The sequence below is a fragment of the Micromonospora sp. NPDC049047 genome (assembly GCF_040649135.1).
Lineage (GTDB): Bacteria > Actinomycetota > Actinomycetes > Mycobacteriales > Micromonosporaceae > Micromonospora.
The window spans coordinates 241,775-267,296 of sequence record NZ_JBEZEY010000009.1 but is presented as its reverse complement, the minus strand read 5'-3'; the positions used below and the strand labels follow the sequence as shown (position 1 = coordinate 267,296).

At 71.8% G+C, this 25,522-nt stretch carries 28 protein-coding genes; 14 read left to right on the top strand and 14 right to left on the bottom strand.

Annotated elements, in window-relative coordinates; translation table 11 throughout:
- Window positions 1–131 precede the first annotated feature (131 nt).
- The 5 genes from AB0B86_RS17400 to AB0B86_RS17380 form a co-directional block, all read right to left on the bottom strand.
- Complete coding sequence (locus AB0B86_RS17400; protein ID WP_357418549.1) at window positions 132–2,063, bottom strand: NADH-quinone oxidoreductase subunit L; 1,932 nt, start codon at window positions 2,061–2,063, stop codon at window positions 132–134.
- Complete coding sequence (gene nuoK / locus AB0B86_RS17395) at window positions 2,060–2,422, bottom strand: NADH-quinone oxidoreductase subunit NuoK (protein ID WP_357406518.1); 363 nt, start codon at window positions 2,420–2,422, stop codon at window positions 2,060–2,062. Before nuoK ends, AB0B86_RS17400 begins: the two co-directional genes overlap by 4 nt.
- Window positions 2,419–2,982, bottom strand: a complete 564-nt coding sequence (locus AB0B86_RS17390; protein ID WP_357418546.1) for an NADH-quinone oxidoreductase subunit J — start codon at window positions 2,980–2,982, stop codon at window positions 2,419–2,421. Before AB0B86_RS17390 ends, nuoK begins: the two co-directional genes overlap by 4 nt.
- A gap of 25 nt (window positions 2,983–3,007) precedes the next feature.
- On the bottom strand, window positions 3,008–3,613 hold the full coding sequence (locus AB0B86_RS17385; RefSeq protein ID WP_357406523.1) for an NADH-quinone oxidoreductase subunit I: 606 nt from the start codon (window positions 3,611–3,613) through the stop codon (window positions 3,008–3,010).
- A 91-nt stretch (window positions 3,614–3,704) separates the two neighbouring features.
- Complete coding sequence (locus AB0B86_RS17380) at window positions 3,705–4,130, bottom strand: ester cyclase (RefSeq protein ID WP_357406525.1); 426 nt, start codon at window positions 4,128–4,130, stop codon at window positions 3,705–3,707.
- 114 nt (window positions 4,131–4,244) lie between these two features.
- On the opposite strand from AB0B86_RS17380, the gene AB0B86_RS17375 reads away from it, so the two are divergent.
- Window positions 4,245–5,264, top strand: a complete 1,020-nt coding sequence (locus tag AB0B86_RS17375; RefSeq protein WP_357406527.1) for a glutathione S-transferase C-terminal domain-containing protein — start codon at window positions 4,245–4,247, stop codon at window positions 5,262–5,264.
- Between the two features lie 301 nt (window positions 5,265–5,565).
- Here AB0B86_RS17375 and AB0B86_RS17370 read toward each other — a convergent pair whose 3' ends face one another.
- Together AB0B86_RS17370 and AB0B86_RS17365 are read right to left on the bottom strand one after the other, a co-directional pair.
- Complete coding sequence (locus AB0B86_RS17370) at window positions 5,566–6,528, bottom strand: complex I subunit 1 family protein (protein WP_357406529.1); 963 nt, start codon at window positions 6,526–6,528, stop codon at window positions 5,566–5,568.
- A complete protein-coding gene (locus AB0B86_RS17365) occupies window positions 6,528–7,319 on the bottom strand; it encodes an NADH-quinone oxidoreductase subunit C (protein ID WP_357406531.1) in 792 nt (263 codons plus the stop codon). Before AB0B86_RS17365 ends, AB0B86_RS17370 begins: the two co-directional genes overlap by 1 nt.
- Window positions 7,320–7,425: 106 nt before the next feature.
- On the opposite strand from AB0B86_RS17365, the gene AB0B86_RS17360 reads away from it, so the two are divergent.
- Window positions 7,426–8,472, top strand: coding sequence for a glucose 1-dehydrogenase (locus AB0B86_RS17360; protein ID WP_357406533.1), 1,047 nt, complete (start codon window positions 7,426–7,428; stop codon window positions 8,470–8,472).
- A 5-nt stretch (window positions 8,473–8,477) separates the two neighbouring features.
- Here AB0B86_RS17360 and AB0B86_RS17355 read toward each other — a convergent pair whose 3' ends face one another.
- Together AB0B86_RS17355 and AB0B86_RS17350 are read right to left on the bottom strand one after the other, a co-directional pair.
- Window positions 8,478–9,794 (bottom strand): DUF2252 domain-containing protein, encoded by a 1,317-nt coding sequence (locus tag AB0B86_RS17355; RefSeq protein WP_357406535.1) that lies wholly within the window; start codon window positions 9,792–9,794, stop codon window positions 8,478–8,480.
- A 35-nt stretch (window positions 9,795–9,829) separates the two neighbouring features.
- On the bottom strand, window positions 9,830–10,411 hold the full coding sequence (locus AB0B86_RS17350) for an NADH-quinone oxidoreductase subunit B family protein (RefSeq protein WP_357406537.1): 582 nt from the start codon (window positions 10,409–10,411) through the stop codon (window positions 9,830–9,832).
- A gap of 220 nt (window positions 10,412–10,631) precedes the next feature.
- Here AB0B86_RS17350 and AB0B86_RS17345 point away from each other — a divergent pair, with 220 nt between their 5' ends.
- Entirely contained in the window at window positions 10,632–11,168 is a 537-nt protein-coding gene (locus tag AB0B86_RS17345) for a SigE family RNA polymerase sigma factor (RefSeq protein WP_357406761.1), read from the top strand.
- The gene (locus AB0B86_RS17340; RefSeq protein ID WP_357406539.1) at window positions 11,161–12,363 is read left to right on the top strand and encodes a hypothetical protein; all 1,203 of its coding nucleotides are present in this window, start codon (window positions 11,161–11,163) and stop codon (window positions 12,361–12,363) included. The genes AB0B86_RS17345 and AB0B86_RS17340 overlap by 8 nt, the downstream gene beginning before the upstream one ends.
- Window positions 12,364–12,454: 91 nt before the next feature.
- Here the strand turns inward: AB0B86_RS17340 and AB0B86_RS17335 are convergent, their stop codons facing one another.
- Both AB0B86_RS17335 and AB0B86_RS17330 read right to left on the bottom strand, forming a co-directional pair.
- A complete protein-coding gene (locus tag AB0B86_RS17335) occupies window positions 12,455–13,945 on the bottom strand; it encodes an aminotransferase class V-fold PLP-dependent enzyme (protein ID WP_357418543.1) in 1,491 nt (496 codons plus the stop codon).
- Window positions 13,946–13,972: 27 nt separating this feature from the next.
- Window positions 13,973–15,340 carry an MFS transporter gene (locus tag AB0B86_RS17330; protein WP_357418541.1) on the bottom strand — a complete coding sequence of 456 codons (1,368 nt, stop codon included), beginning with the start codon at window positions 15,338–15,340 and terminating at the stop codon, window positions 13,973–13,975.
- 191 nt (window positions 15,341–15,531) lie between these two features.
- On the opposite strand from AB0B86_RS17330, the gene AB0B86_RS17325 reads away from it, so the two are divergent.
- The gene (locus AB0B86_RS17325; RefSeq protein WP_357406763.1) at window positions 15,532–16,080 is read left to right on the top strand and encodes a SigE family RNA polymerase sigma factor; all 549 of its coding nucleotides are present in this window, start codon (window positions 15,532–15,534) and stop codon (window positions 16,078–16,080) included.
- Complete coding sequence (locus AB0B86_RS17320; RefSeq protein ID WP_357418539.1) at window positions 16,073–17,293, top strand: hypothetical protein; 1,221 nt, start codon at window positions 16,073–16,075, stop codon at window positions 17,291–17,293. The genes AB0B86_RS17325 and AB0B86_RS17320 overlap by 8 nt, the downstream gene beginning before the upstream one ends.
- 136 nt (window positions 17,294–17,429) lie before the next feature.
- Here AB0B86_RS17320 and AB0B86_RS17315 read toward each other — a convergent pair whose 3' ends face one another.
- Window positions 17,430–17,744, bottom strand: coding sequence for an MGMT family protein (locus AB0B86_RS17315; protein ID WP_357406549.1), 315 nt, complete (start codon window positions 17,742–17,744; stop codon window positions 17,430–17,432).
- Between the two features lie 13 nt (window positions 17,745–17,757).
- Here AB0B86_RS17315 and proB point away from each other — a divergent pair, with 13 nt between their 5' ends.
- The 8 genes from proB to AB0B86_RS17275 all read left to right on the top strand — a co-directional run bounded on the left by proB (window position 17,758) and on the right by AB0B86_RS17275 (window position 23,345).
- Window positions 17,758–18,915: a glutamate 5-kinase gene (proB, locus tag AB0B86_RS17310; RefSeq protein ID WP_357406551.1), complete on the top strand. Its 1,158-nt coding sequence runs from the start codon at window positions 17,758–17,760 to the stop codon at window positions 18,913–18,915.
- 61 nt (window positions 18,916–18,976) lie between these two features.
- Complete coding sequence (locus AB0B86_RS17305) at window positions 18,977–20,221, top strand: glutamate-5-semialdehyde dehydrogenase (RefSeq protein WP_357406554.1); 1,245 nt, start codon at window positions 18,977–18,979, stop codon at window positions 20,219–20,221.
- An 85-nt stretch (window positions 20,222–20,306) separates the two neighbouring features.
- A complete protein-coding gene (locus AB0B86_RS17300; RefSeq protein ID WP_357406556.1) occupies window positions 20,307–20,708 on the top strand; it encodes a YbaB/EbfC family nucleoid-associated protein in 402 nt (133 codons plus the stop codon).
- A gap of 2 nt (window positions 20,709–20,710) precedes the next feature.
- Window positions 20,711–21,037 carry a hypothetical protein gene (locus AB0B86_RS17295; protein ID WP_357406557.1) on the top strand — a complete coding sequence of 109 codons (327 nt, stop codon included), beginning with the start codon at window positions 20,711–20,713 and terminating at the stop codon, window positions 21,035–21,037.
- A 28-nt stretch (window positions 21,038–21,065) separates the two neighbouring features.
- Entirely contained in the window at window positions 21,066–21,560 is a 495-nt protein-coding gene (locus tag AB0B86_RS17290; protein WP_357406560.1) for a hypothetical protein, read from the top strand.
- Complete coding sequence (locus AB0B86_RS17285; protein WP_357418536.1) at window positions 21,553–22,182, top strand: hypothetical protein; 630 nt, start codon at window positions 21,553–21,555, stop codon at window positions 22,180–22,182. Before AB0B86_RS17290 ends, AB0B86_RS17285 begins: the two co-directional genes overlap by 8 nt.
- Window positions 22,179–22,796, top strand: a complete 618-nt coding sequence (locus AB0B86_RS17280; RefSeq protein WP_357406564.1) for a hypothetical protein — start codon at window positions 22,179–22,181, stop codon at window positions 22,794–22,796. Before AB0B86_RS17285 ends, AB0B86_RS17280 begins: the two co-directional genes overlap by 4 nt.
- Window positions 22,797–22,829: 33 nt before the next feature.
- Complete coding sequence (locus AB0B86_RS17275) at window positions 22,830–23,345, top strand: SUKH-4 family immunity protein (RefSeq protein WP_357406566.1); 516 nt, start codon at window positions 22,830–22,832, stop codon at window positions 23,343–23,345.
- Here the strand turns inward: AB0B86_RS17275 and AB0B86_RS17270 are convergent.
- Window positions 23,329–24,177 carry a prenyltransferase/squalene oxidase repeat-containing protein gene (locus AB0B86_RS17270; protein ID WP_357406568.1) on the bottom strand — a complete coding sequence of 283 codons (849 nt, stop codon included), beginning with the start codon at window positions 24,175–24,177 and terminating at the stop codon, window positions 23,329–23,331. The genes AB0B86_RS17275 and AB0B86_RS17270 overlap by 17 nt on opposite strands.
- Before the next feature lie 85 nt (window positions 24,178–24,262).
- Window positions 24,263–25,444, bottom strand: a complete 1,182-nt coding sequence (gene moeZ / locus AB0B86_RS17265) for an adenylyltransferase/sulfurtransferase MoeZ (RefSeq protein ID WP_357406570.1) — start codon at window positions 25,442–25,444, stop codon at window positions 24,263–24,265.
- Window positions 25,445–25,522: the final 78 nt, after the last annotated feature.

Genomic DNA, 25,522 nt, shown 5'->3' with positions numbered 1-25,522 from the left:
CTTCGTTCGCGAGGCTCGCGACCCCGACCCACTCCACGCGCTCACCGGACCGCCCTCGGCTCGCGGCCCCGACCCACTCCACGCGCTCACCGGACCGCCCTCGGCTCGCGGCCCCGACCCACGCCGCGCGCTCACTGGGCAGCTCCGATCACAGCCGCCGCCAGGCCGATCAGCAGCGCGCCGGCCAGCACGCCCGCGGCGGCCCGGGGCAGCGCCGCCCGGTGCAGCGCGGCCAACCCCGCGCCCAGACCGGTCGCCGCCCGCCCGCTGCCCTCGACGGCACCGTCCACCACCACCTCGTCCCCGGCGCGGGCGACCCGGGCCAGCGCGCGGACGGGGCGTACGACAAGGATGTGCTGAAGGTCGTCGAGCCGGAACGCGCGGGCGAAGACCGGCCGCAGCGGACCCAGCGCGGCCGCCGGGTCGGCGGCCGGGTTCCGCCGCCACAGCAGCAGGACCAGCGCCGCCCCGACCAGCAGCAACGCGAGTGGGAGCAGCACCTCCGACGCCACGTGGATCAGGCCGTCCTCGGAGCCCGCCACCGGCACTGTCGGAAACCGCAGACGGTCGGCGAACGCCCCGACGAACCCGGCCAGACCCAACAGCGCGGCCGGTACGGTGAGCAGCAGCACCGGCCAGCGCAGCAACGCGGGCGGGTCGTGCGGTCGGACCAGTGGCAGTCGTGGCGCACCGAAGAAGGCGCGGAGCAGCAGCCGACCGGCGTACCAGGCGGTGATCACCACCCCGACCAGCCCGGCGATCCAGACGATCCAGCCCACCCACGACGGTGCCGGGCCGGTGCCCTCGAGCGCGGCGGACTCGGCGACGGTGAGCACGCCGTCCTTGCTCCAGAAGCCCGCCAACGGCGGCACCCCGGCCAACGCGCCCAGGCCCACGACCGTGCACCAGAACGTCACGGGCATGCTGCGCCGCAGCCCACCCATCTCCGACATCAGGGTGGTGCCGACCGCGTGGATCACCGCGCCCGCGGCCAGGAACAGCAACGCCTTGAACGCGGCGTGGGTGAGCAGGTGGAACAGCGCCGCCGCCGGTGAGCCGACCGCCAACGCGCCGGTCATGTAGCCCAACTGGGACACTGTCGACCAGGCCAGCACCCGCTTGATGTCGTCCTGCGCGGTGGCGGCTAGCGCACCGAGCAGCAGCGTGATCGCGCCGAGCACCCCCAGCACCGTCAGCGTCACCGGCGCGGCAGTGAAGAGTGGGTAGAGCCGGGTCACGGCGTACACCCCGGCGGCGACCATGGTCGCCGCGTGGATCAGTGCGGAGATCGGCGTCGGGCCGGCCATCGCGTCCGGCAGCCAGGTGTGCAGCGGGAACTGCGCGCTCTTGCCGGCCACCCCGGCGAGCAGCAACAGGCCGGCGGCGGTCAACGTCGCTGTGGAGTGGTCGTGGGCGAGCACGTCGGCGATCCGGAAACTGCCCGTCGACACGCCGAGCAACGCGATGCCGAGCAGGAACCCGACATCACCGACCCGGGTCACCAGGAACGCCTTCATCGCGGCGGCCGGCGCACCGGCCAGTCGGCGGTCGTGGGCGATGAGCAGGTACGAGCAGAGGCCCATCACCTCCCAACCGACCAACAGCATGATCAGGTCCCCGGCCACCACCACCAGCAGCATGGCGCCGGTGAAGATGCTGATCTGGGCGGCGTACGGCGGGTAGCGGTGGTCGACGTCGATGTCGTCGTGTGGACCGCGCCGCAGGTAGCCGATCGAGTAGACCTGAACGGCCAGCGCGACAGCGGTGACCGCCACCGCGACAAGTGTGGCGGCCCCGTCCAGCCGTACGCCGAGGGTCACCGCCAGCCCACCGACGTCGACCCAGCTGGTCGACGTCTCCGTCGGCCCGTCGACAGTGACCAGCAGCGCGACGGCAAGCGCGAACGCGACGGCCGCACCGGTGACGCCGAGCGCGACGGCCGCCCGGCGGGCCCGGCCACCGCCGGTCGGGTCGTCGCGACGCGGGGCCGGCGGCAGCAACAGGCCGGCCAGGCCGGCGACCAGCGGTACGGCGGGCAGCAGCGCCCCGAGCAGCCCGGTCACCGGCCCGCCTCCCGGTCCAGGACGGCCGGTTCGCGCCCACCAACGGTCTGCGCAGGCTCGGTCAGCGGCACGTCATCGACCGCGACGGTGGCCCGCAGCCGGTAGAGCTGCAGGACGATCGCCAGCCCCACCCCGATCTCGGCGGCGGCGAGGACGATCACGAACAGCGCGAAGACCTGCCCGGAGTGCGGCAGCACGGCGCGGGCGGTGCTGTCCGCGGTGACCAGGATCAGGTTTACCGCGTTGAGCATCAACTCGACAGACATCAGCACCAGCACCGCGTTGCGCCGACGCAGCACGCCGTAGACGCCGAGGCCGAACAGCAGCGCGGCGGTGACGTACGGGATGACCGGCCTCACCGGCGCCCCCCGGTCCGGACGTCGACCCCGGGCCGGTCGGCGGTCTCGGCCACGCCGGGGCCGGCCCGGCCGATGTCCGGCCGGGACAGCACTATCGCACCCACCAGCGCGGACAGCAGCAGCACCGAGAGCACCTCGAACGGCAGCACCCAGGACTGGAAGATCTGCTCCCCCAGCCGCTCGGCGGTGCCCGTGTCCGGCGAGGCGACACTGCTCCAGCGGTACGCGTCGACGAGCAGCACGGTTAGGCCCAGCCCGGCGCCACCGCCGATCAGGGCGGCCGGCCAGCCGGGCCGGTCCAGGTCGTCGGAGGCGCCGATCGGCGCCCGGGTCAGCATCACCGCGAACAACAGCAGGACCACCACCGCGCCCACATAGATCAGCACCTGCACCCAGGCCACCAGCTCGGCGCTGAGCACCAGGAAGTCACCGGCCAGCGCGCCCAGGCACACCACCAGGTAGAGCCCGGCCCGGACCAGGTGCTTCGTGGTCACCACCAGCACGCCGGCACCGACCGCCACCGCGCCGAGGGCGAGCAGCAGCACATCCGCCCCGGTCACCGGGCCGCCTCTCCGGCTCCGGTGGTCACGACGCGGGGTCCTGGTCGGCGGCGGGGCGTACCGATGGAGGAGCCGGACGGGCGGCGGCGGCCTTGCGGGCGGCGGCGGTCTCCTCCTTGGCCGGCTCCCCGTTCGGGTCGTGCGCGGGCGGCGGCGGGACGGTGGCCATCCACTGACCGAGGTGGTCCTTGTCGTGCAGCAGGTCCTTGATGTCGTACTCGGCGTACTCGAACTCGGGGGACCAGTAGAGCGCGTCGAACGGGCAGACCTCGATGCAGATGCCGCAGTACATGCAGAGGGAGAAGTCGATGTCGAACTTGTCGAGCACGTTGCGCTGGCGGGGGCGGGCGGCGCCGGGCACCGCCACCTCCTCCTTGTGCGAGTCGATGTAGATGCACCAGTCCGGACACTCCCGGGCGCAGAGCATGCAGACAGTGCAGTTCTCCTCCGACAGCGCGATCACACCGCGCGAGCGGGGCGGCAGGTCGGGGGCGACGTCCGGGTACTGCTGGGTGGTCGACCGGCTGGTCATCGTCTTGAGGGTGACCGCCAACCCCTTCACCAGGCCCGCGCCGGGAAGGCCGCGTTCGCCGGTGGCACCGCGCTCGCTGGGGTCGCTCATGTCGACCATCCTGCCCTGTGGCCCCGGCGCGCGCGACCACCACCCACAGGTCCACGGCGATACCGTGGCTGCGGCGAGCCCTTCCCGATCAATCTGCCGATCACACCCCGGGCCCGGTCACAGCCGGGGGCAGCATCTCCACGCCGAGTTGCTGGAGGAGTTGGAACAGCTCGTTGCAGCTCCACACCTCGACGATCCGGCCCGCCGCGTCGAAGCGCAGGAACGTCGCGCCGGAGTAGCTGACCACCTGACCGGTCGGCGGCACCGGCCCGAACTGCCCGGCGTGCGTGCCGGCGGCCCGCCAGTGCACTGCCACCCGCTCGCCGGACGCCACCACGTCCACGATCTTGTAGCGCAGGTCCGGGAACGCCGCCCGCCGCTCCCGGTGCCAGGCGAGCGTCGCCTCCGGCCCGGTGCCGCCCAGCCCCGGGCAGTCCTCCGCGATCAACTCGTACGCCGACTCCTCCCGGCGCGCGTTCCACACATCGGCGATGAACCGCCGGGCCGCCGCCTCCACATCCGTCATCCCGGCAGGGTAACCGGGCCAGCCGGCCCCGAGACGGGCCAGGTTGCGGCGCACCGCACGGTCGAACCGAAGATCGGCGAGGATGTGAGGAGCGGCAACAGACCGGAGGATGACGTGGGCGAGGAAACAGGCGGGAAGTACGTCGAGCCGGGTGGCGAGTTCACCCGCGACCAGCGGTACATCGCCACTCGGATCACCGAGGACGGGCGCGACGGGTATCCGGTGGAGCCGGGCCGGTACCGCCTGGCGGTCAGTCGGGCCTGCCCGTGGGCCAACCGCCTGATCATCGTCCGACGGCTGCTCGGCCTGGAGGATGCCATCTCGATGGCGGTGGCCGGCCCGACCCACGACGCCCGGAGCTGGACCTTCGACCTCGACCCGGGCGGCCGGGACCCGGTGCTCGGCATCGAGCGCATCCAGGAGGCCTACTTCAGGCGCTTCCCCGACTACGAGCGCGGCATCACCGTGCCGGCGATGGTGGACGTGCCGACCGGGCAGGTGGTGACTAACGACTACGCGCAGATGAGCCTGGACCTGTCCACCCAGTGGCGCGCGTACCACCGCGACGGTGCCCCGCAGCTCTATCCCGAGCACCTGCGGACGCAGATCGACGAGGTCAACACCGTGGTGTTCCGGGACGTCAACAACGGTGTCTACAGGTGTGGGTTCGCCGGCAGCCAGGAGGCGTACGACAAGGCGTACCACCGGCTCTTCGACCGGCTGGACTGGTTGACCGAGCGGCTGACCGACCAGCGCTTCCTGGTCGGCGACACCATCACCGAGGCCGACGTGCGGCTGTTCACCACGCTGGTCCGCTTCGACCCGGTGTATCACGGCCACTTCAAGTGCAACAGGCAGAAGCTGAGCGAGATGCCGGTGCTGTGGGCGTACGCCCGGGACCTGTTCCAGACCCCCGGCTTCGGCGACACGATCGACTTCGACCACATCAAGCGGCACTACTACGAGGTGCACCGCGACATCAACCCGACCGGGATCGTGCCGCTCGGCCCCGACCTGTCCAACTGGCTCACCCCGCACGGCCGGGAGACGCTGGGTGGCCGCCCGTTCGGCGACGGCACCCCGCCACCGCCGCCCGCCGAGCCGGTCGACCCGGCACACACCCCGCTGCGCTGAGCGGCCACCTCGCGCCAGTTCGTCGCTCCTCGCCGAGATCCGCGCAACATCAGGGATGTTGGTGCCTCCCGCCTGTCGGAGGCAGCGGTCCGCCCCACCTCGCGCAGGATGATCGCGCTCGATCACTGATGTAGTGGCTTCCGCGCCGACCGACACCACTACAACAAGGATCGAGCGCGATCAAGGTCGCGCGAGGCCCCGGCATCGTCGCGCGAGGCCTGGGCACCGTCGCGCGAGGCCTGGGCACTGTCGCGCGAGGCCCCGGCACTGTCGCGCGAGGCCCGGACACTGCCGCTCCAGGTCAGAGGGCGAGGCGGACGGCCACCGTGAGGACCAGCTGCGCGAGGGAGGCGGGCACCAGTACCAGCCAGCAGAGCCGTTGCAACTGGTCTTCGCGCAGCCGGGGGTAGGACACCCGCAGCCAGATGATCACGAAGGACACCGCAAAGATCTTGAGGAGCGTCCAGAGCCAGCCCAACTGGTCGTCGGCGAACGGGCCCTGCCACCCACCGAGGAACAGCACAGTGGTCAGTGCGGCGATCACCACGATGCCGACGTACTCGGCGAGCAGGAAGAACGCGAAGCGCAGCCCGGTGTATTCGGTCATGTAGCCGAAGACCAGCTCGGAGTCGGCCACCGGCATGTCGAACGGTGGCCGGCGGATCTCGGCCAGCCCGGCGACGAAGAAGACGATCATCGCGGGTGCCTGCCAGAGCAGCCACCACGGCTGCCACGCCTCGACGATGCCGGAGAGGCTGAGCGTGCCCGCCGCCATCGCCACCGACGCGGCGGCCAACACCAGCGGCAGCTCGTAACCGAGCAGCTGGGCGGCCCCCCGCAGCCCGCCGAGCAGGCTGTATTTGTTCGCCGACGCCCACGCCGACATGAGCACCGCCACCACACCGACGCCGACCACGGCCAGCACGAAGAACAGGCCGATGTCCAACGGTTGCCCGACCAGGTCGTTCGGGCCGAGCGGGATGACCAGCAGCACCAGCAGGTAGGGCACCAGCGCCACCGCCGGGGCGAGCCGGAACACCGCCCGGTCGGCCTCGCGCGGGGTCACGTCCTCCTTCTGCACGAACTTGACCCCGTCCGCCACCAACTGGGCCCAGCCGTGGAAGCCACCGGCGTACATCGGACCGAGCCGGCCCTGCATGTGCGCCATCACCTTGTGCTCGGCCTGGCCGACCAGCAGGGGCAGGGTGAGGAACGCGACAAGCACGCCAGCCACCCGCAGCACCAGCTCCACCCAGAGCGGCATCAGGTCGTACCCCCGTCGTCGTCGCTGCGGCCGTCGCGGGCCGGCGCGTCCGCGACCGGGCCCGACCCCGGCTGCCCGGCTGAGCCCTCCCCGGCAGACCGGGGGGTACGCGCCGGACGGGTCCCCGGCGCGGGCCGCGCCGGACGGTCACCGGCCGGGCGGGCCGGGGTGCCGCCGCGCGGGCCCTCCCCCACGCCACCGGCGCCGGCCGGGGTGGGTGTGGTCCCCCACTCACCCGGAGCGGGCACGCCCGGCGGGCGGATCGGGCGGCGGCCACCACCGGCCTCGGCCTCGCCCGGCTCCTTCGCGCCCGGCCAGGGCTTCGCCACCCGGGACGCGAGCACGAACTCCTTGCGGAGCGGGTGACCCTCGAACTCCGGCGGCAGCAACAGCGGCAACAGGTCCCCGTGGCCGGCGAAGTCGATGCCGAACATCTCGTGTGTCTCCCGCTCGTGCCAGGCGGCGCCCGGGTAGACGTCGACCACCGAGGCGACGGTGGGCGCTTCGCGCGGCAGCCGGGTGCGCAGCAGCACCCCGTGTCGCAGCCGCGTCGACCAGAGGTGCGCCACCACGTCGAAGCCGTCGGTCAACTCGTCGACGGCGGAGAGCCAGTCGAAGAAGTCGCAGGCCAACGCGTCGTCGTCGCGGGCGACCCGAACAGCGGTCAGCCAGCTTTCCGGTGGGACGTCCACGGTGGCGCGGGCGAACCGTTGCCCGCCGGAGACCGACGGGGTCGCCGCAACCGGCGCGAGCAGCGCGACCAGCTGAGCGCCGACCTCTTCGGGAGTCATGCCGCTGATCCTAGTGCCGCTCGGGTCGTCGCCTGGCCGCCGCCGAGGCCCGGTGATCTGCCGGCTTTGGGAGCGGCGCGGCCCTGGGCGGGGAAAGATGAGGGACGTGCGCGCTGTGACTGTGAAACCCGGGGTCGCCAACTCGCTGAGCCTCGTCGAGGATCAGCCGGAGCCGGCTGCCGAGGAGGGGTCGGTGCTTGTCGAGGCGCTGGCCGTGGGGATCTGCGGCACGGACCACGAGATCATCGCCGGACAGTACGGCGAGGCGCCGCCGGGTGCCGACCGGCTCGTCATCGGGCACGAGTCGCTGGGTCGGGTGATCGAGGACCCCAGCGGCACGCTGCAACCCGGTGACCTGGTGGCCGGGATCGTCCGGCACCCCGACCCGGTCCCCTGCCCCAACTGCGCGGTCGGCGAGTGGGACATGTGCCGCAACGGTCAGTACACCGAACACGGCATCAAGGCGCTACCCGGGTTCGCCCGCGACCGTTGGCGGATCGAGTCACAGTTCGCGGTCCGGCTCGACCCGGCTCTGGGCCAGGTGGGCGTGCTGTTGGAGCCGACAAGCGTGGTGGCGAAGGCCTGGGACCACATCGAGCGGATCGGGCACCGGGCGGAGTGGCAGCCGCAGACCGTCCTGGTCACCGGGGCCGGGCCGATCGGATTGCTGGCCGCCCTGCTCGGCACCCAGCGCGGGCTCGCCGTCCACGTCCTGGACCGGGCCACCGACGGGCCCAAGCCGGAACTGGTCCGTGGGCTCGGTGCCACCTACCACGCGGTGCCGGTAAACGACCTGCCCTTCGAACCGGACGTGGTGATCGAGTGCACCGGTGCGCCCACCGTGGTCCTCGACGTGATGTGCAAGGCGGCCCCGACCGGGATCGTCTGCCTGGCCGGGGTGTCCAGCGGTGGTCGGAGCATCGACTTCGACGCCGGTGCGCTCAACCGGGCGTTGGTGCTTGAGAACAACGTGGTGTTCGGCTCGGTGAACGCCAACCGGCGGCACTGGAACATGGCCGCGCAGGCGTTGGCCCGCGCCGACCAGGTCTGGTTGGAGTCGCTGATCACCCGCCGGGTGCCGGCGAACAGGTACGCCGACGCGTACACCGCTGGCCCGGACGACATCAAGGTGGTCCTGGAGTTCGCCTCCTGAGGGTCCTAGATGCCCGGCAGCCGGCCGTTGCGGAACAGGTCGACGAAGAGCTGATGGTCCTGCCGGGCCCGCACCCCGTACCCGTGCGCGAAGTCCACCAGGTGGGCGACGAAACCCCGCTCGTCGGCGTCCACCGCCGCGACGATCGCCTCCTCGGTGGAGTAGTCCACCAGGTCGTGGCTGGACTCGTCGTCGGCGACCGAGTGCATCCGGGCCACCGCCCGACCCAGGTCGACAAGCACCCCGGTCAGCTCCTCCGGCTCGTTCACGTCCGACCAGTCCAGGTCGGCGGCGTACGGGGAGACCTCGGCGACGAGCTGACCGGCCCCGTCCAGCTCGGTGAAGCCCAGCCACGGGTCGGCGTGCGCCTGCAAGGCCCGCTGCGACTCGGCGGTCCGGTGCCCCTGGTGCTGGAAGTAGCCGCGGACCGACTCGTCGGTGACGTACCGCGCCACGGCCGGCACCTGCGCCTGCTTCATGTAGATGACGACGTCGTTCTCGAGGGCCTGGGTGTGCCCCTCAAGCAGCAGGTTGTACGACGGCAGCCCGGCCGACCCGATGCCCACGCCCTTGCGCAACACCACGTCCTTGATCCGTGCCGCCACCGGCCGGAGCTGCGTCGAGGCGGTCGGCAGGGTGCCCAGGTAGTCCTGGAAGGCCGCGCGTACCCGGTCCCGGGTGGCGTCGTCGACCTCGAAGACCCCGTCGCCGACGGAGAACCGCCGCTCGTAGTTGTCGATGGTGGTCTGCGCGGCGAGCAGGTCCACCCGGGTGTTGAGCCGGGCCTGCTGGAGCACCCGGCGCAGCACCCCGTCGGCGTTCTCCAGGGTGATCGAGCCGATCGCGTCGTCGCCGCCGGCGGCGATCGCCCGCAGCTCCGTCAGGTACGAGCGGGCGAACCCGGCGACCAGATCACCGATCGCCGTGTCGGAGAGCGCCTTGCCGTAGCCGAGCAGCGCCACACTCGCCGCCAGGCGGCGCAGGTCCCAGGTGAACGGCCCGACGTACGCCTCGTCGAAGTCGTTGACGTTGAACACGAGCTGCCCGGAGGCGTTCATGTAGGTGCCGAAGTTCTCCGCGTGCAGGTCACCGTGGATCCACACCCGGCTGGTCCGCTCGTCGAGGAACCGGTCGTCGGCGAAGTCCCCGCGCTGGTCGGCGTAGAACAGCGCGGCGCTGCCCCGGTAGAAGGCGAACGGGGACGCGGCCATCTTCCGGAACTTGCGTCGGAACGCGGCCGGGTCGATCGCCATCGACGCACCGAACTCCTCGGTGAGCACGTCGACGATGTGGGCGGACCGCTGGTCCACTGAGCTGGTCATGCTGCGCAGGCTAGCTGGGCCCGGCCACCCGGAGGTCAGTTCGTCGCGGGTGGGCGTACCGGCGCGGCGGTGAGCGAGTCGACGGATCGCGGGGCGGCGGCTTCGCGGGGCGGGGCGTCCAACGGGGCGGCCAGCAGGTCCCGCTGCGGCACGCCGCCGACGCCGGACTGCTCGGCGGCGATCTTCTCCTGGAGGCGCAGGATGCCGTGCAGCAGTGCCTCCGGCCGGGGTGGGCAGCCGGGCACGTAGACGTCCACCGGGATGAGCTGGTCGACGCCCTTGGTCACCGAGTACGAGTCCCAGTACGGGCCGCCGCAGTTGGAGCAGGCGCCGAACGAGATGACGTACTTCGGTTCGGGCATCTGGTCGTAGAGCCGCTTGATCGCCGGAGCCATCTTGTCGGTCACCGTGCCGGACACCACCATCAGGTCGGCCTGTCGGGGGCCATGGGCGAACGGGATCACGCCGAGCCGGATGAAGTCGTGCCGACCCATGCTGGTGGCGATGAACTCGATCGCGCAGCAGGCCAGGCCGAAGTTGAACACCCAGAGCGAGTAGCGGCGGCCCCAGTTGAGCACGAACCGGATCGGCTCGCCGAGCAATGCCGGCAGCTCCACGAGCGCCCCCTCTCCTCACCGACAGTGAATCACAGGCAGCGCCGACGCGGTCCGGCGGTGAGCGGCCCGGGGGCCGGTCCGCCTGTCCCGCAGCCGACAACGACTCGGCACCGACCGACCCGCAACCCACCGGCGTGTCCGGCGGTGTGACTGATGCTGGCGAACAACCCGTCAGCGGCCGCCACGGGGAGGGCGAGTGCTTGTGACGAGAGACGTACGGGTGGGCGCGCCGCCCCCGGAGCCTCCGGGCAACTCCATCCCGGCGGCCCCCGAACTGGTCTTCGACGACTTCTACCACGCCCACTTCCGCGGGCTGGTGGTGCAGCTCACCGCGTACACGGGCGACCTCGGGCAGGCGCAGGACCTGGTTCAGGAGGCGTTCTGCCGGGCGTACGCCCGCTGGGACCGGATCGCCGGGTACGAGGACCCGTTGGCCTGGGTCCGCAAGGTCGCCTGGAACCTCGGACACAACCGCTGGCGGCGGCTGCGGACCGCCCAGTCGTGGCTGCTGCGGCAGCGGGAGGCGCACGTCGCCGGCCCGAGCCCCGACCGGGTCGCGCTCGACGTCGCGTTGGCGACGTTGCCGCCGAAGCAGCGCCGGGCGGTCGTCCTGCACTACCTCGCCGATCTGTCGGTCGCCGAGATCGCCGCCGAGGAGCAGGTTGCCGAGGGCACCGTCAAGTCCTGGCTGCACCGGGGCCGGACGGCCCTCGCCACCCAACTGCGGGACACAACCGAGGAGGTGCGGGATGTCTGAGCCGGAGACCCTCGGCCTCGCCGAAGAATTCGCCCACTACCGCCGTACCGTGCTGGACAAGGTCGAGGTGCCCGGCCCCGCCGCCGTCCGGCGGACGGTACGTGGCCGCAACCGACGCCGGTGGGGGGCCACCGCCACGACGGTGCTCGCACTGTTCGGCGGGTCCGCCATCGGGTACGCGGCGATGAACGGCCCGGACCACCGGCCCCCTCCGGTCGACCCGACGCCGAGCATCTCGGTGTCGCCCACGCCGGACGGCTCGACGAGCCCGACTCCCAGCGCCTCCGCGACCAGTGCTGGCCCCGGCTCCGCGGTGCCGGACGGCCGGATCAGCCGGGCTCAGTTGCTCGGCGCGGCGGTGACCCTGCCGGCGTGGCGGGCCGGGCTCGACTGCCCGTCGTCGGCCGCCCGGCTCAGCGGCGACAGCCGCGAGGGGGTCAACTGGCTCGAGGCGCTCGACCACGGTGACATCGACGGGGACGGGGCGGTGGAGACGGTGGCGCTCGTGCGGTGCGTGTTCGGCACCGGCGGTTCCCAACAGGTGGTCGCCTTCGACCGGGACGAGCAGGGGAAGGTGGTCACGCTCGGCCGCGTGGTGGCGACGACGATCGACAAGCCGCAGTGGCTGTTCGCCCTCGACGTGGTGGGCGACGGCACGGTCCGCGTGCAGGTGGGTGACATCGCTCCCGGGGGCGGCTGGCCCGCAGAATTTTCACAACGACAGTGGCGGGGCTACCGCTCGCAGGGCGACGCTTTCGCCCAGGTCTCCGGGCCGACGAGCTTCGCTCCGAACCGGCACGACGTCAACCTTGTCGTCACCGCCACGAATCTGGTGCTCGCCGACGCGGCGGACGGCGCCAAGGTCGGCACTGTCACAGTGCGCATTCGCAACACGGCCGGACTGGCCGCCTACGTGGCGCTGCGGCTGGGCCTGCCGGCGGAGGTCCGCCCGGACGGCAGTGGCTGGGCGGCGTGCCGGAACGACCCGGCGACGACCCGGGAGCCGGTGCGGTGCGACCTGAACAAGCTCGAAGGCGGCAAGGAGACCCAACTGACGTTGGGCTTCCGGGTTCCGGCGGGCAGCACCGTCGGCACCGGCAAGGCCGACGTGGACGTCCGGGCGATGGACGCCGACTTCGACTTCGTGGAGGAGGTCTACGACGTGGACAACACCGTCTCGGTCACCTACCGCTGAACCGGTAGGTCCGGTCCGCCGTCGCCTGCCGGCGGACCGGGCCGGGTCGGGTCGGGTCGGGTCGGGTTGGGTCGGGTTAGGTTGGGCCACGTCACCAGGTGGGGCGTTGCAGCAGGCCGACGAACTCCACGAGCAGGCGTTCGCGCAACGCCGGAGGGGCGGCGTCGAGCAGGGTGTTCACCACCGCCAGCGGGCCCGGTGTCGGCGTGCCACCGCCACCGAGTCCGAGCCCGGCGGCGAGTCCGGCGACGAGTTCGGGGGTGAGGGCGTCCGGGGTCAACGACGTCGCCAGCGCCATCAGCTCGGGCGGGAGGGCGACCGGGCCGGCTGTCCGGGCGGCGGCCACCGCCTCGACCAGGTCGGGCCCGAACTCGGCGACCCGGGGCGCGACCGAGGCGGTCACCGTGAGGTGCACACTCGCCGGCAGCCCGGCGTACGACAGTTGGGGCTGGGTGTGCCAGCCCCGCGCGGTCAGCTCGTCGACAAGCACGAACAGGTCGGGGCCACCCTCGGTGGCGGTGAAGCACACGACTGTCGACTCCGGCTCGACCATCAGCCGCAACCCGTCGATGGCGCGGACCGCGTCGGCCAGGCCGGCGACCGCGTCCCGGGTGACGGCGGCCAGCCGCAGGTAGCCGTCGTCGCCGAGGTGCCGCACTGTGGCGTACGCGGCGGCGATCGGCCCGCCCGAGCGGGTGGACGCGATCACCGGGTTGATCATCGTGTAGCCGGGCCAGTCCGCGTACGCGAAGTACTGCGGGGCGCGCAGCCGGGCGTCGCGGTGCAGCAGCACCGACACCCCCTTCGGCGCGTACGCGTACTTGTGCAGGTCCACCGAGATGGACGTGACCCCGGGGACCGTGAAGTCGAACGCCGGCACCGGCTCGCCGAGGCGACGCAGGTAGGGCAGGGTCCAGCCGCCGAAGCAGGCGTCCACGTGGCAGCGCACCCCGGCGGCGGCGGCCACGGCGGCGATCTCCGCGACCGGGTCCACCACGCCGTGCGCGTACGAGGGCGCGGAGCAGGCGACGAGCACCGTCTCCGGGCGGATCGCGGCGGCCATCGCGGTCGGGTCGGGGCGCAGGGTGTCCGGGGAGACCGGTACGACGTCCAGCGCCACCCGCAGGTAGTGCGCCGCCTTGGCGAATGCCGCGTGCGCGCTCGACGGCACCACGATCCGGGGTTCGGAGATCTCCGGGTGCGCGTCCCGGGCGGTCTTGACCGCGAGGATCAGCGACTCGGTGCCACCGCTGGTGACGCTGCCGACGACGTCCGGGGCGGTGCTGCCCGGACCGGCGCCGAGCACCCGGCCGGCGGCGGCGACCAGCGCGTTCTCCATGGCCAGCAGGGACGGAAACGCGGTCGGGTCCAGCCCGTTGACGTGCGCGCTCTCCCGGTGCGCTGCGGCAGCCAGCTCGTCCAGCCCCGGCACCGCCGGGTCGTAGACGTACGCGAACAGTTGCCCGCCGTGCGTAGGCCGATCACCGGCACGCAACCGACGAACCTCCGCCAAAACATCCTCAGCCGCCACCCCGAAAGGCGACAAAGCGCCGCCCGCAACCCTGCTCTCATCGTCGATCATGGAGTCGTGGTGCCTTTCTTGTTCCGGTCAGCGGCTTTCGTCCCCCACCACAACTCCATGATCGGCGCGGTGGTGGGGGGTCAGGGTGTAGTGGCGTAGGAGGAACACGGGCGGGGCTATCAGGAACGCCGGGAGGATCGTGAAGCCTAGGAGCACGCCTAGTCGGGCTGGGTTGGACTGGGTGGCTGCCGTACCGCTGTCGGAGGACACGTAGCCGGAGAGTTGGAGCACCAGTCCGTAGATGCCCGGACCGAGCGCCAGGCCGAGGGTCTCCCCGGCGGTCCACAGGCCGGTGAAGACACCCGCCTGCCGTCGACCGGTGCGGGCCGTGTCGTACGCGATGCAGTCCGGCAGCATCGCCAACGCGAAGACCTGCTGTCCGGCGTATCCCACCCCGATGGCCGCGACCACCAGGTAGACCGCTACCGGCGGCAGCACCGGCGCGGCGACCAGGGCGAGCGCCCCGCCGGCGAGGATCAGCGAGCCGACGACAAGCGCGGTCCGCTTGCCGAGCCGGGCACCGACCCGGGTCCAGATCGGCATCACCAGCAGCGCCGGCCCGACGAAGCAGACGAAGAGCAGGGTCGGCCCGCTCTGCTCGTCGCGCAGGATCTGCGCCGCGAAGTAGTTGACCCCGGCCAGGATGGTCGCCACCCCGGCGGACTGCACAACGAAACAGATCAGCAGCGCCCGGAACGGGCGGTTGGCGCTGGCGACGGCGAGTTGGGCGCGCAGCGTCGGCTCGCTGCCGCCCACCGCGCCGGTCGGCGCGGACCGGGTGCCGAAGAACGCGCCGAGGGCACCGAGGGCGATAAGCGCCGCCACGAACAGGCCCATCCACCGGTGCCCGGCCACGCCGTCGCCGCCGGCGGTCACCACCAGGGGCGCGATCGCGCCGGAGACCAGGATGGCCAGCGCCAGCACCGCGATCCGCCAGGTCATCAACCTGGTGCGCTCGGCGTAGTCGTCGGTCAGCTCCGCCGGCATCGCCACGTACGGCACCTGGAAGAAGGCGAATGCGGTGGCGGTGGCGAGGAAGGCGACCGCCACGTACGCGGCTGCGGCCGAGCCGTTCCCGAACGGCGCGGCGAAGATCGACGCGAACAGGACGGCGAGCGCGAGGCCGCCGACGAGCAGGTACGGGCGGCGGGCGCCCCAGGGCGACCGGGTGCGGTCGGAGATCCGCCCGGCGACCGGGTTGACCAGCACGTCCCAGGCCTTCGGCAGCAGCACCAGCAGAGCGGCCAGGCCGGCGGCCACACCGAGGGTGTCGGTCAGGTACGGCAACAGCAGCAGACCGGGCACGGTGCCGAACGCACCGGTCGCCAGGGAGCCGAGCGCGTACCCGGCGTGCACCCGTCGAGGCAGCGAGCCGGGGCCCGGCGGCGTTGTCATGGGGCCGAATATTACTCACGTTGTGTCAGAGGCCACATCCCCTCCTGCGGCCACGAACCTGCCGCCCGTCGCGGTCATCTAAGAAAGCAGGTGGCCGGCAGCCAGCCCGCAACCGCGTCCGCAGTCTCGGAGTGTTACTACCGCGAGGGCACACCGCCTGGCGGTGACGGGGAGGGGCAGTGACGTCAACGATGGGTGCCCGCGCCAATGAACCAGCGTTACGGACGGCCGCTTCGGCGGTCGAGCCGACGATCACCTTCGACGACTTCTACCACGCGCACTTCGGCAGCGTGACCGCTCAACTGTCCGCGTACACCGGGGACCTGGGCCACGCCCAGGACCTGGCCCAGGAGGCGTTCTACCGGGCGCTGACCCGCTGGGACCGCCTGGTCCGCTACGACGACCCGGTGGCCTGGGTCCGCCGGGTCGCGTGGAACCTGGCGCACAGCCGCTGGCGACGCCTGCGCACCGCCCGGGACCACCTGCTGCGACAACGACGCACCGAGGCCGAGGTGCCCGGCCCGAACCCCGACCGGGTCGCCATCGACGCGGCGCTGGCGCAACTGCCACCCAACCATCGCCGTGCGGTCATCCTGCACTATCTGGCGGACCTGTCGGTCAGCCAGATCGCCGCGCAGGAGGGGGTGGCCGAGGGCACCGTCAAGTCGTGGTTGCACCGCGGCCGAACCGCCCTGGCCGCGCTGCTGGACGAGAACACCGAGAGGGTGCGCGATGTCTGACCTCGACCCGCTGCTGCGCGAGCGGCTCGGCGCGTACCGCAATGACGTGATCAGCCAAGTCGCCGGCGCCGGTCCGGACAAGGCCCGGCAGCGCCTACGCCGACGCCGGCGAACGACAGCGGCGGCCGCCGCGGCGGCGGTCGTCCTGGGGGTGACCCCCGTCGTCATCAACGCCGCACTGCACGGCGACCGGACTCCGCCGGTGCCGGTGGAGTCCATCCCACCGACGGCCCCGCCCACGCCGGCACCGGCGACGCCCACGCCGAGCGGGTCGCCGACGCAGAGACCGACACCCACCGGTACTGCCCCGACCGGCCCGGACGGACGCATCAGTCGGGCGCAGTTGCTCGCCACACCTGTCGACCTGCCGAACTGGCCGCCGGGCATGGCGGAGGGCGGCTGCACCACCTCGAACGTACGGCTGAAGACCAACACGGATAAGACGTACGTGTCCGAGCTTGCCGACAACGAGTTCGAGTACGGCGACGTCGATGGCGACGGAGTCGACGAGACCATCGCCATCGTCGCCTGCCGGTACGGCGAGGCGTCGGCCAAACAGGTGGTGGCGTTCGAGCGGAACCGGGACGAGCGGATCGTGACGGTGGGCAGAGTGGTCCGGACCGACGACGAGTTCAAGGACATCCTCGCGGCGGAGATCAGCCCGACCGGTGCGGTCCAGGTGACGGTGGCCGACATCGTGCCCTGTTGCGAGATCCCGAAGTACTTCCGGCGGGAACAGGTGCGGACGTACAAGTGGAACGGGCAACGGTTCGAGCAGAGCGACGGCCCGACGAAATTCGGCACGGATCCCCGGCTCACCGACCTGAGGCTGAGCATGACCTACGACGTGGTCGACGTCGGCGGGGCGGACACCCGACGCAAACTCACCACTGTCTTCACGGTCACCAACGCCGGGCCGGTCGACGCGCCGCAGGTCGCATTCCACGACATCGAGCGCGGCGAGCGGGCGGGCGGAGACTGGTCCCGATGCAAGCCGGGACAGGTCGCGGACTCGAGCCGACCGACGTGTCTACTTCCCGGCGTGCCGGCTGGTGAGTCTCGCCGCTACACGTTCGTCCTGCTGATACCTGGCCAGCCGGGCCCCGACGCCTCGAACCGGGACTTCCGCGTCCTGCACTACGACACCCAGGACCGCTACTGGCTCGACCTGAAGCCCGACGACAACGAGGTGCCGCCCGCGTTTCCGCTCTGAAAGGCGCCCCGCCCCAGCCCGGGGCGGGCACCTGTCCTGCCCGCGGCGGGCCGCAGAACTACCTGCCGAGCGGTGTCGCGCGGCAGGACCGCCTGCCCGACCGCGCCCGCCGGGCTCGATCACGTTCCGCCGGTCGTCACGGCCTCTCCTGGGGCGACCATCCGGCCGCCGCGACGTCCACGCCCTCGCCGCGCAGCGGTGTGCCCTCGGCGCGCAGCCGGGCCCGCGCCTCCCGCTCGTGTCCCGGTGGCAGCCGGCCGGCGGAGGTAACCACCCGATGCCAGGGCACCGAGCCGCCGTGGCGGGCCATGATGTTGCCCACCAGTCGCGCGGACGCCCGCCCCGAACGCTCGGCGAGCGCGTCGGCGACCGCGCCGTAGGACATCACCCGACCCTCGGGGATCCGCTCGACCAGGTCGAGCACCGCCTCGACGTACTCGTCAGGAGTCACAATCCGCCACCATATGGGAACATCGCCGGGCGCTGCGACAGTGAGCACGCAGAATGGTCGCGTGCGCGACGCAGTCACGGCGGCCCGGCGGGTCGTCGTCAAGATCGGATCTTCCTCGTTGACCACCGCGACCGGCGGGCTGGCCGACGAGCGCGTCGACACGCTCGTCGACACCCTCGGCCGGCTGACAAGCGAGGGGCGCGAGGTGGTGCTGGTCTCCTCCGGCGCCATCGCCGCCGGCCTCGCCCCGCTCGGGCTCCCCCGACGTCCGCGCGACCTGGCCACCCAGCAGGCCGCCGCCAGCGTCGGGCAGGGCCTCCTGATCGGCAGGTACGCGACGAGCTTCGCCCGGCACGGCCGCACCGTCGGGCAGGTGCTGCTCACCGTCGACGACGTGACCCGACGGGCGCACTACCGCAACGCGTACCGCACACTTCGCAAGCTGCTCGACCTGGGGGCGGTGCCGATCGTCAACGAGAACGACACGGTCGCCACCCAGGAGATCCGGTTCGGCGACAACGACCGACTGGCCGCCCTGGTCGCCGCGCTGGTGCACGCCGACCTGCTGGTGCTCCTCTCCGACGTGGACGCGCTCTGGACCGGCGACCCCGGCAACCCGCACTCCACCCGGATCGCGGAGGTCCGGGACGACGCGGACCTGGCCGGGATCACCATCGGCGGGACCGGCCGCTCCGGCGTCGGCACCGGCGGCATGGTGACCAAGGTCGAGGCGGCCCGGATCGCCACCGGCTTCGGCATCCCGGTGGTGCTCACCGCCGCCGACCTGGCCGCACCGGCCCTGACCGGCGAACCGGTCGGCACCCTGTTCCATCCGCAACGGCAACGCCCGACGGCCCGCTTGTTCTGGCTGGCCCACGCCACCTCACCGCGCGGGCGGCTGCACCTCGACCCGGGCGCGGTGGCGGCTGTCGTCGGGCGGCGCAAGTCGCTGCTACCCGCCGGCATCACCGCTGTGGACGGCACCTTCACCGCTGGCGACCCGGTGGACCTGGTGGACACCGCCGGCGCGTCGGTGGCCCGCGGGTTGGTCAACTACGACGCGGTGGAGCTGCCGGGGCTGCTCGGCCGGTCCACGTCCGAACTCGCCGCGGCGCTCGGCCCGGCGTACGAACGAGAGGTCGTCCACCGCGACGACCTCGTGTTGCTGTAAGCAGGGGACCCTTGACGCCTGGTGTCGTACGAGGGGCCCTTCCGAACACGAGGAGCGATCGATGAGCGTCGTCGAGCAGGCGAAGCGGGCGCGGGAAGCCGCCACGGCGTTGGCAGTGGCCACCCGTACGGTCAAGGACGCCGCGCTGGTGGCGATGGCCGAGGCGCTGGTGGCGCGTACCCCGGAGATCCTGACCGCCAACGAGACGGACCTGGCGGCCGGCCGGGAGGCCGGGCTGAGCGCGGCCGTGCTGGACCGGCTCGCCCTCGACGGGGGCCGGGTCGCCGGCATCGCCGACGCGCTACGCCAGATGGCCGCGCTGCCCGACCCGGTCGGCGAGGTGGTACGCGGTTCCACCCTGCCCAACGGGCTGGAGCTGCGCCAGATCCGGGTGCCGTTCGGGGTGGTCGGCATCATCTACGAGGCGCGGCCGAACGTGACAGTGGACGCCGCCGGGATCTGCCTGAAGTCCGGCAACGCGGCGCTGCTGCGCGGGTCGTCGTCGGCCGCGCACTCCAACGCCGCGCTTGTCGCGGTGCTGCGCGACGCGGTCGCCGGCGCGGGGCTCCCGGCCGACGCGGTACAACTGCTCGACGCCAGCTCCCGCGACTCGGTGAAGGAGCTGATGCGCGCCCGAGGGCTCGTCGACGTGCTCATTCCGCGCGGTGGGGCGTCGCTGATTCGGACCGTGGTCGAGGAGTCGACGGTGCCGGTGATCGAGACCGGGGTGGGTAACTGCCACGTCTACGTGGACGCCGCCGCCGACGTGGCGAAGGCCGTCGCTGTGACGTTGAACGCCAAGACGCAGCGTCTGTCCACCTGCAACACCGCCGAGTCGCTGCTGGTGCACGCCAGCGTCGCCGACGCGTTCCTGCCACCGATGCTCGCGGCCTTCGCCGAGGCCGGGGTGACGGTGCACGGCTCCCCCGAGGTGGCCGCGTACTCCGCCGCTGTGGTCCCGGCCACCGAGGAGGACTTCGCCACCGAGTACCTGTCCGCCGACATCTCGGTAGCGGTGGTCGAGTCGCTGGACGCGGCAGTGGGGCACATCCGGCGCTACGGCACCGGGCACACCGAGGCGATCCTCACCGACTCGGCGAGCGCGGCCCGCGATTTCGTCGCGCGGGTGGACGCGGCCGCGGTGATGGTGAACGCGTCGACCCGTTTCACCGATGGCGGCGAGTTCGGCTTCGGCGCGGAGATCGGCATCTCCACGCAGAAGCTGCACGCCCGTGGCCCGATGGGCCTGCCCGAGCTGACCTCGACGAAGTACGTGGTCACCGGGGACGGGCACCTGCGCGCCTGACCGTCCCCGGTGGACGGGGTGCCGCCGGGGTGTGCCGGGTCGCTAGTCTGGGGCCGGTTCGGCACGGCCAGTCCGGGGAGGCAGCATGCTGGGTGAGAAGGCCCTGGAAGAGCAACTAGCCCAGGCGCGGGCCGCCTTGCGGGAGGTCAGCAGCACCGTCGCGCCCCGGGAACGGGTCGAGTCGGTGGGCGAGGCGGCCGACGGGCGGATCCGGGTCACCGTCGACAGCGCCGGCCGGGTCAGCGCCGTCAACCTCGATCCCCGGGTGCTGCGCGAGGGCTCGGAGCAGCTTGCCGAGGAGTTTCGCCGGGCGGTGAACGCGGCCCTCGACGGGCAGGAAGAGGCCACGGCCGGGACGGAGCCGATGCCCGACCTGGCTGCGATGACCGCCACAGTGGAGCGGCTACAGGACCAGGGCCTGCGGCAGATGCGGGAGATCACCCTCGCGGTCAGCGAGACCATGCGGAAACTGCATGGGAGGAGCTGACGATGAACCCGCTCGACGTCGACGTCGACTCGGTGCGCCGCGGCGCTGAGGAGTTGGCCCGGGCCAAGGAGGAGGTCGGGCAGGCCTTCGAGGCGTTCCAGGCCGCGGTGGGTAGCTACGCGGACGCCTTCGGCGGCGACGACATCGGGATGCTGCTCGGTGTCGCCCACCAGGCTTGTGTGGACGGGCTGACCGAGTGCCTCAGCACCAACCTCACCGAGCTGGAAAACTACGCCGCCGGCCTGCACTCGATGGCGGAGGGTTACCGAGCCGTCGAGGAGGGCGTCACCGACCTGTTCCAATCAATTCTCGGCAAGCTCGGCGGCTGAACCCGCCGTACGGGGAAATGGAGTGGCCGTGGGCCTGACGCTTCCGGGTGAGCTCGTGTCGTTGCTCTCGATGATCGGGTACGACTGGCCGGAGTCGGACGAGACAGCCCTGTTCCAGCTTGCCGGCGAGTGGACCGGCATGGCCGACCGGATCAACAGTTCGGTAGCCCAGTTGGAGTCGGCCGCGCGAACGGTGTTGGACGCCAACCGGGGCGAGAGCTTCACAGCGTTCGCCGACGAGTGGAACGACAGGGAGTCGGCCGCCCGCAACATCGCCGACGCCACCGACCCGACGAACATCATCTCCATCGGGCTGATGGCCGCGGCAGGGGTGGTGCTGGCCCTGAAGATCCAGGTCATCATCCAGCTGATCCTGCTGGCCATCCAGATCGCGCAGGCGATCGCCACGGCGGTGGTGACCTTCGGCGCGTCCCTGCTGGAGATCCCGATCTTCAAGATGATCACCGGGCTGATCGTCGACCAGCTGATCGGGATGGCGGTGGACACGGTGCTCAATGGCTAGGAAGCGCACCTCGCCGCCCCGCCAGACGCAGGCGAAGGGCGCCAGGATCGTCTCGGCGTACCTGGAGAACGCCGACGTGTTCCGCACCGCCAAGACGGCCGGCACCACCCCCCGCGGCCCGGCCGTGCTGGTGCTGCGCAACCGCCCGGACTTCGACAAGAGGGACTTCGACCGCAAGGCCAGGGACCTGGTCCGGCTCGGCCAGGAGGGCCGGCTGAGCAAGGCGAAGTCGGACCGGACGGCCAACAACGTCTACCACCGCGGGGGCCGAGGGACCAAGCCGGGCACCCGGACCCGCACCAACGTCTTCCGGGACCGGGTGATCCGCCGGCTGACGAAGAACGAGAAGTTGACCCAGCAGCACGGTGACCGGACGACCAACCAGTACCTGGCCAACAAGCAACTCGTCGATCGCCTCTACGACGGCCGGGGGCCGATCCGGGCCCGGGGCGAGGGACTGGACCCGGACCATATCCACGAGCTGCAACTCGACGGAAAGGACGAATACGCTAACCTCAGGCTGATGGACTCCTGGACCAACCGCCAGCTCGGCAGCGATATCTCCGTGGCGTTGCGCGACGTCCCCGAGGGCACCCCGATCATCGTGAAGTTCCTGCCATGACCGACGCGGACCCCGCCGTCCTCGCCCGGATCACCGAAAAGCTGGAGCTGCTCACCCGGGTCGAGGCCGAGCACGGCTTCGGTGTGCGTATCGAGGGGGCGGCCCCGCTGGAGCCGATCGCCGACCTGCCGGGCGTCGCCGAGGTCTACTCCCTGTTCCAGCGGCTGGAGGGCGACAACTTCCGGTTCCACGCGCCGAAGGAGATCCGCACCCCGCAGGCCTGGGCGGAATACGAGGTCGACCCGAGCGACCCGATGGGCAGCCCGTTGGTCGTCGGCTACGAGATCGACAGTGTCCCCCGCGGCCTACGGTCCGAGATCCGCGGCGGCGACCCGATCTACCTCGACCGGGAAGACCTGGACGTGTATTACATGGAGTCCAGCGCCTACGTCTACCAGTACGAGCACCCCGACGAGGACGTCGAGTTCGCCATCATCGCCCCCGACGTCGCCACGTTCTTCGACGAACACGTGCTCGGCCCCCGCTACCCGGAGCTGACGGCCGTCGTCCTCGGTCCCGCCGCCCCCGAGCAGCGGCTGCGCAAGGGACGGCACGCAGGCGAGTACGCCGACAACTGGCGGCGGCTGCTGATCGCCGCCGGCCTGTCGTCCTGACCGACCCGACTCCTGTGACCACGAAGGACCGTCATGGCCGCTGACCCCCGGTTCCGTGCCCTGTGGCACGAGGACGAGCTCATCCCGTACCCGCGTGAGGCGTGGCTGGAGGGGGGTCTCGGCCCCGACCTGCTCCCCGCTGGCGACGAGATCCCGCTCGACGTGGCGGTCGTCTACACCGCGTTCCTCGAAGGCGACATCGAGCTGTACGACACCATGCAGCTGACCACCGAGGACGGTTCGCTGGACATCCGGCTGATCGTGGTGGGCGCGGTCGCCGACAACCCCAACCTGCTCTACGTGCTGGACCCGCGCACCGGCGAGATCCTCCAGTTCGACCTGGACCAGAAGGACGTTCAGGGCGTCAACAGCAGTTTCCGCACGTTCGTCGAGTTCCTCTACCAGTTCGCGCTCTTCGTCGAGGCGGATGAGGGCAAGGCGGGCCGGGCGGAGCGGGCCGAGACGCTGCGGACGGTGCTGGAGGGCATCGACCCGGCCGCGTTCGCCCCGGACGGCTGGTGGCCGCTGGTGATCAGCCAGCTGAGGTGACCACCCGGCAGGCCCGGATCGCCCGCAGTGTGGTGTGCACGTCGAACTGGTGACCGTCGTCGCTGTCCCAGCCGCCGTCGCTGCGCTGGGTCTTGGTGAGCCGCTCGCGGGCCGCGACAAGCAGCCAGTGCTCCTCGCCCATGTCCACGCGGCTCAGCGTCCCGGCCAGCCAGGCCACGTCCGCCGGGGACAGCTGTGGGATCCGCTCGGCGAGCACCGACTGGATCAGCGCCGACTCGTAGTACATCTCCTGCCGGTGCAGCACTGCCGCGGTCAGCCAACCGGCGGGCACGAACGAGGGCCAACGGCCGTCCGGGGCGAGCTGCGCGGCGAGCGTCTGCGCGGCGGCCTGCACCACCCCGGCGTACGACCCGCCGACCCGGTGGTCCAGCGGCCCGGCGGCCCGGGCGCCCAGCCCGCCCACACTGAGCCAGAAGGCGGCGTTGGCGGTGAGGTAGAGACGGGCCTCCGGGTCGCCTGGGCGGGCCCACTCCGGGGCGAGGTCGGCGAGCGTCGGGTCCTCGTCCCAGCCGCCGTCGGGCAACTGGGAGGCGGCGAGCCAGTCCAGCGCGCGCCGGGCCGCCGGGCGGCCGAGGGCACCGAGGTCGTCCAACTCGGCCAGGCGGAAGCAGGTCGCGTCGATGGAGCCGACGGCACCGTCCAGGACGGCTGGCCACCCGCCGTCGGGCGTCTGCCCGGCCTCGGCGGCGTCGAGCACCTCGTCCGGCACCGGTACGCCGCCGCGCAGCCGGGACAGACGCGCACGGTCGACCGCGTCGCCGTGCGCCACGACGAAGCCGATAGCGCCGTCCATGTCCACCACGGCGGTCACGCTACCTGCGTAAAGGGCGTCGCGCCTCGGGGAATCGGCCGAGGCCGGGGCGGGTGAGTGGCCCGCCGCCGGCCCCGGTCGTCGCTCAGTACGCGGGCAGCGACGGGTCGATCTGCTTGATCCAGGAGAGCACGCCACCCTGCACGTGCACGGCGTCGCGGAAACCGGCCGCCTTGAGCGCGGCGAGCGCCTCGGCCGAGCGGACGCCGGACTTGCAGTGCAGCACCACCTGCTTGTCCTGCGGCAGCTTCGCCAGCGCCTCACCGGAGAGGATGTCGCCCTTGGGGATCAGGGTGGAGCCGGGGATCCGGACGATCTCGTACTCGGCGGGCTCCCGCACGTCGACGAGGAAGATGTCCTTGCCGGCGTCCTGCCACTCCTTGAGCTCCACAGCGGTGATTGTCGAGTCGACGGTCGCCTCCTGGGCCTCCTCGGAGACCGCGCCGCAGAAGTCCTCGTAGTCTTCCAGCAGGTCGGTGACGCTCGGGTTGTCGCCGCAGAGCGCGCAGTTCGGGTCCTTGCGCACCTTGATCTTGCGGTATTCCATCTCCAGGGCGTCGTAGACCATCAGGCGGCCGACGAGCGGCTCGCCGATGCCGGTGAGCAGCTTGATCGCCTCGTTCACCTGGATCGAGCCGATCGACGCGCAGAGCACGCCGAGCACGCCGCCCTCGGCGCAGGAGGGGACCATGCCGGGCGGCGGCGGCTCCGGGTAGAGGCAGCGGTAGCAGGGGCCGTGCTCGGCCCAGAACACCGACGCCTGGCCGTCGAAGCGGTAGATCGAGCCCCAGACGTACGGCTTGCCGAGCAGCACCGCCGCGTCGTTGACCATGTAACGGGTGGCGAAGTTGTCGGTGCCGTCGACGATCAGGTCGTACTGGGCGAAGATCTCCCGGACATTCTCCCGGTCCAGCGCGGTGTTGTGGATCTCCACCTGGACCAGGGGGTTGATCTCGCGGATCGACGCGGCGGCGGACTCGGCCTTGGACCGCCCGACGTCCGACACGCCGTGAATGACCTGGCGCTGGAGGTTGGACTCGTCGACGGTGTCGAAGTCGATGATGCCGAGCGTGCCGACCCCGGCCGCGGCGAGGTACAGCAGGGCGGGCGACCCGAGGCCACCGGCGCCGACACAGAGCACCCGGGCGTTTTTCAGCCGCTTCTGCCCGGTCACCCCGACATCCGGAATGATCAGATGGCGTGAGTAGCGGCGGATCTCGTCAACGGTCAGCTCGGCGGCGGGCTCGACGAGCGGGGGCAACGACACGGTGGACTCCCCGGGATCGGCGGTGTGAACCGCGCCATTGTCACTCGCCGGAGCCCCGCTCGGCCATGAGGGACGACA

Excerpts from the sequence above, each read along its gene's own strand:
- AB0B86_RS17385 (WP_357406523.1), bottom strand. The coding sequence starts at position 3,613 with ATGGTCGACATGAGCGACCCCAGCGAGCGCGGTGCCACCGGCGAACGC.
- AB0B86_RS17380 (WP_357406525.1), bottom strand. The coding sequence starts at position 4,130 with ATGACGGATGTGGAGGCGGCGGCCCGGCGGTTCATCGCCGATGTGTGG.
- AB0B86_RS17370 (WP_357406529.1), bottom strand. The coding sequence starts at position 6,528 with ATGCCGCTCTGGGTGGAGCTGGTGCTGCGGGTGGCTGGCGTGCTTGTC.
- AB0B86_RS17365 (WP_357406531.1), bottom strand. The coding sequence starts at position 7,319 with ATGACTCCCGAAGAGGTCGGCGCTCAGCTGGTCGCGCTGCTCGCGCCG.
- AB0B86_RS17355 (WP_357406535.1), bottom strand. The coding sequence starts at position 9,794 with ATGACCAGCTCAGTGGACCAGCGGTCCGCCCACATCGTCGACGTGCTC.
- AB0B86_RS17340 (WP_357406539.1), top strand. The coding sequence starts at position 11,161 with ATGTCTGAGCCGGAGACCCTCGGCCTCGCCGAAGAATTCGCCCACTAC.
- AB0B86_RS17335 (WP_357418543.1), bottom strand. The coding sequence starts at position 13,945 with ATGATCGACGATGAGAGCAGGGTTGCGGGCGGCGCTTTGTCGCCTTTC.
- AB0B86_RS17330 (WP_357418541.1), bottom strand. The coding sequence starts at position 15,340 with ATGACAACGCCGCCGGGCCCCGGCTCGCTGCCTCGACGGGTGCACGCC.
- AB0B86_RS17325 (WP_357406763.1), top strand. The coding sequence starts at position 15,532 with ATGGGTGCCCGCGCCAATGAACCAGCGTTACGGACGGCCGCTTCGGCG.
- AB0B86_RS17320 (WP_357418539.1), top strand. The coding sequence starts at position 16,073 with ATGTCTGACCTCGACCCGCTGCTGCGCGAGCGGCTCGGCGCGTACCGC.
- proB (WP_357406551.1), top strand. The coding sequence starts at position 17,758 with ATGGGAACATCGCCGGGCGCTGCGACAGTGAGCACGCAGAATGGTCGC.
- AB0B86_RS17305 (WP_357406554.1), top strand. The coding sequence starts at position 18,977 with ATGAGCGTCGTCGAGCAGGCGAAGCGGGCGCGGGAAGCCGCCACGGCG.
- AB0B86_RS17300 (WP_357406556.1), top strand. The coding sequence starts at position 20,307 with ATGCTGGGTGAGAAGGCCCTGGAAGAGCAACTAGCCCAGGCGCGGGCC.
- AB0B86_RS17295 (WP_357406557.1), top strand. The coding sequence starts at position 20,711 with ATGAACCCGCTCGACGTCGACGTCGACTCGGTGCGCCGCGGCGCTGAG.
- AB0B86_RS17285 (WP_357418536.1), top strand. The coding sequence starts at position 21,553 with ATGGCTAGGAAGCGCACCTCGCCGCCCCGCCAGACGCAGGCGAAGGGC.
- AB0B86_RS17280 (WP_357406564.1), top strand. The coding sequence starts at position 22,179 with ATGACCGACGCGGACCCCGCCGTCCTCGCCCGGATCACCGAAAAGCTG.
- AB0B86_RS17275 (WP_357406566.1), top strand. The coding sequence starts at position 22,830 with ATGGCCGCTGACCCCCGGTTCCGTGCCCTGTGGCACGAGGACGAGCTC.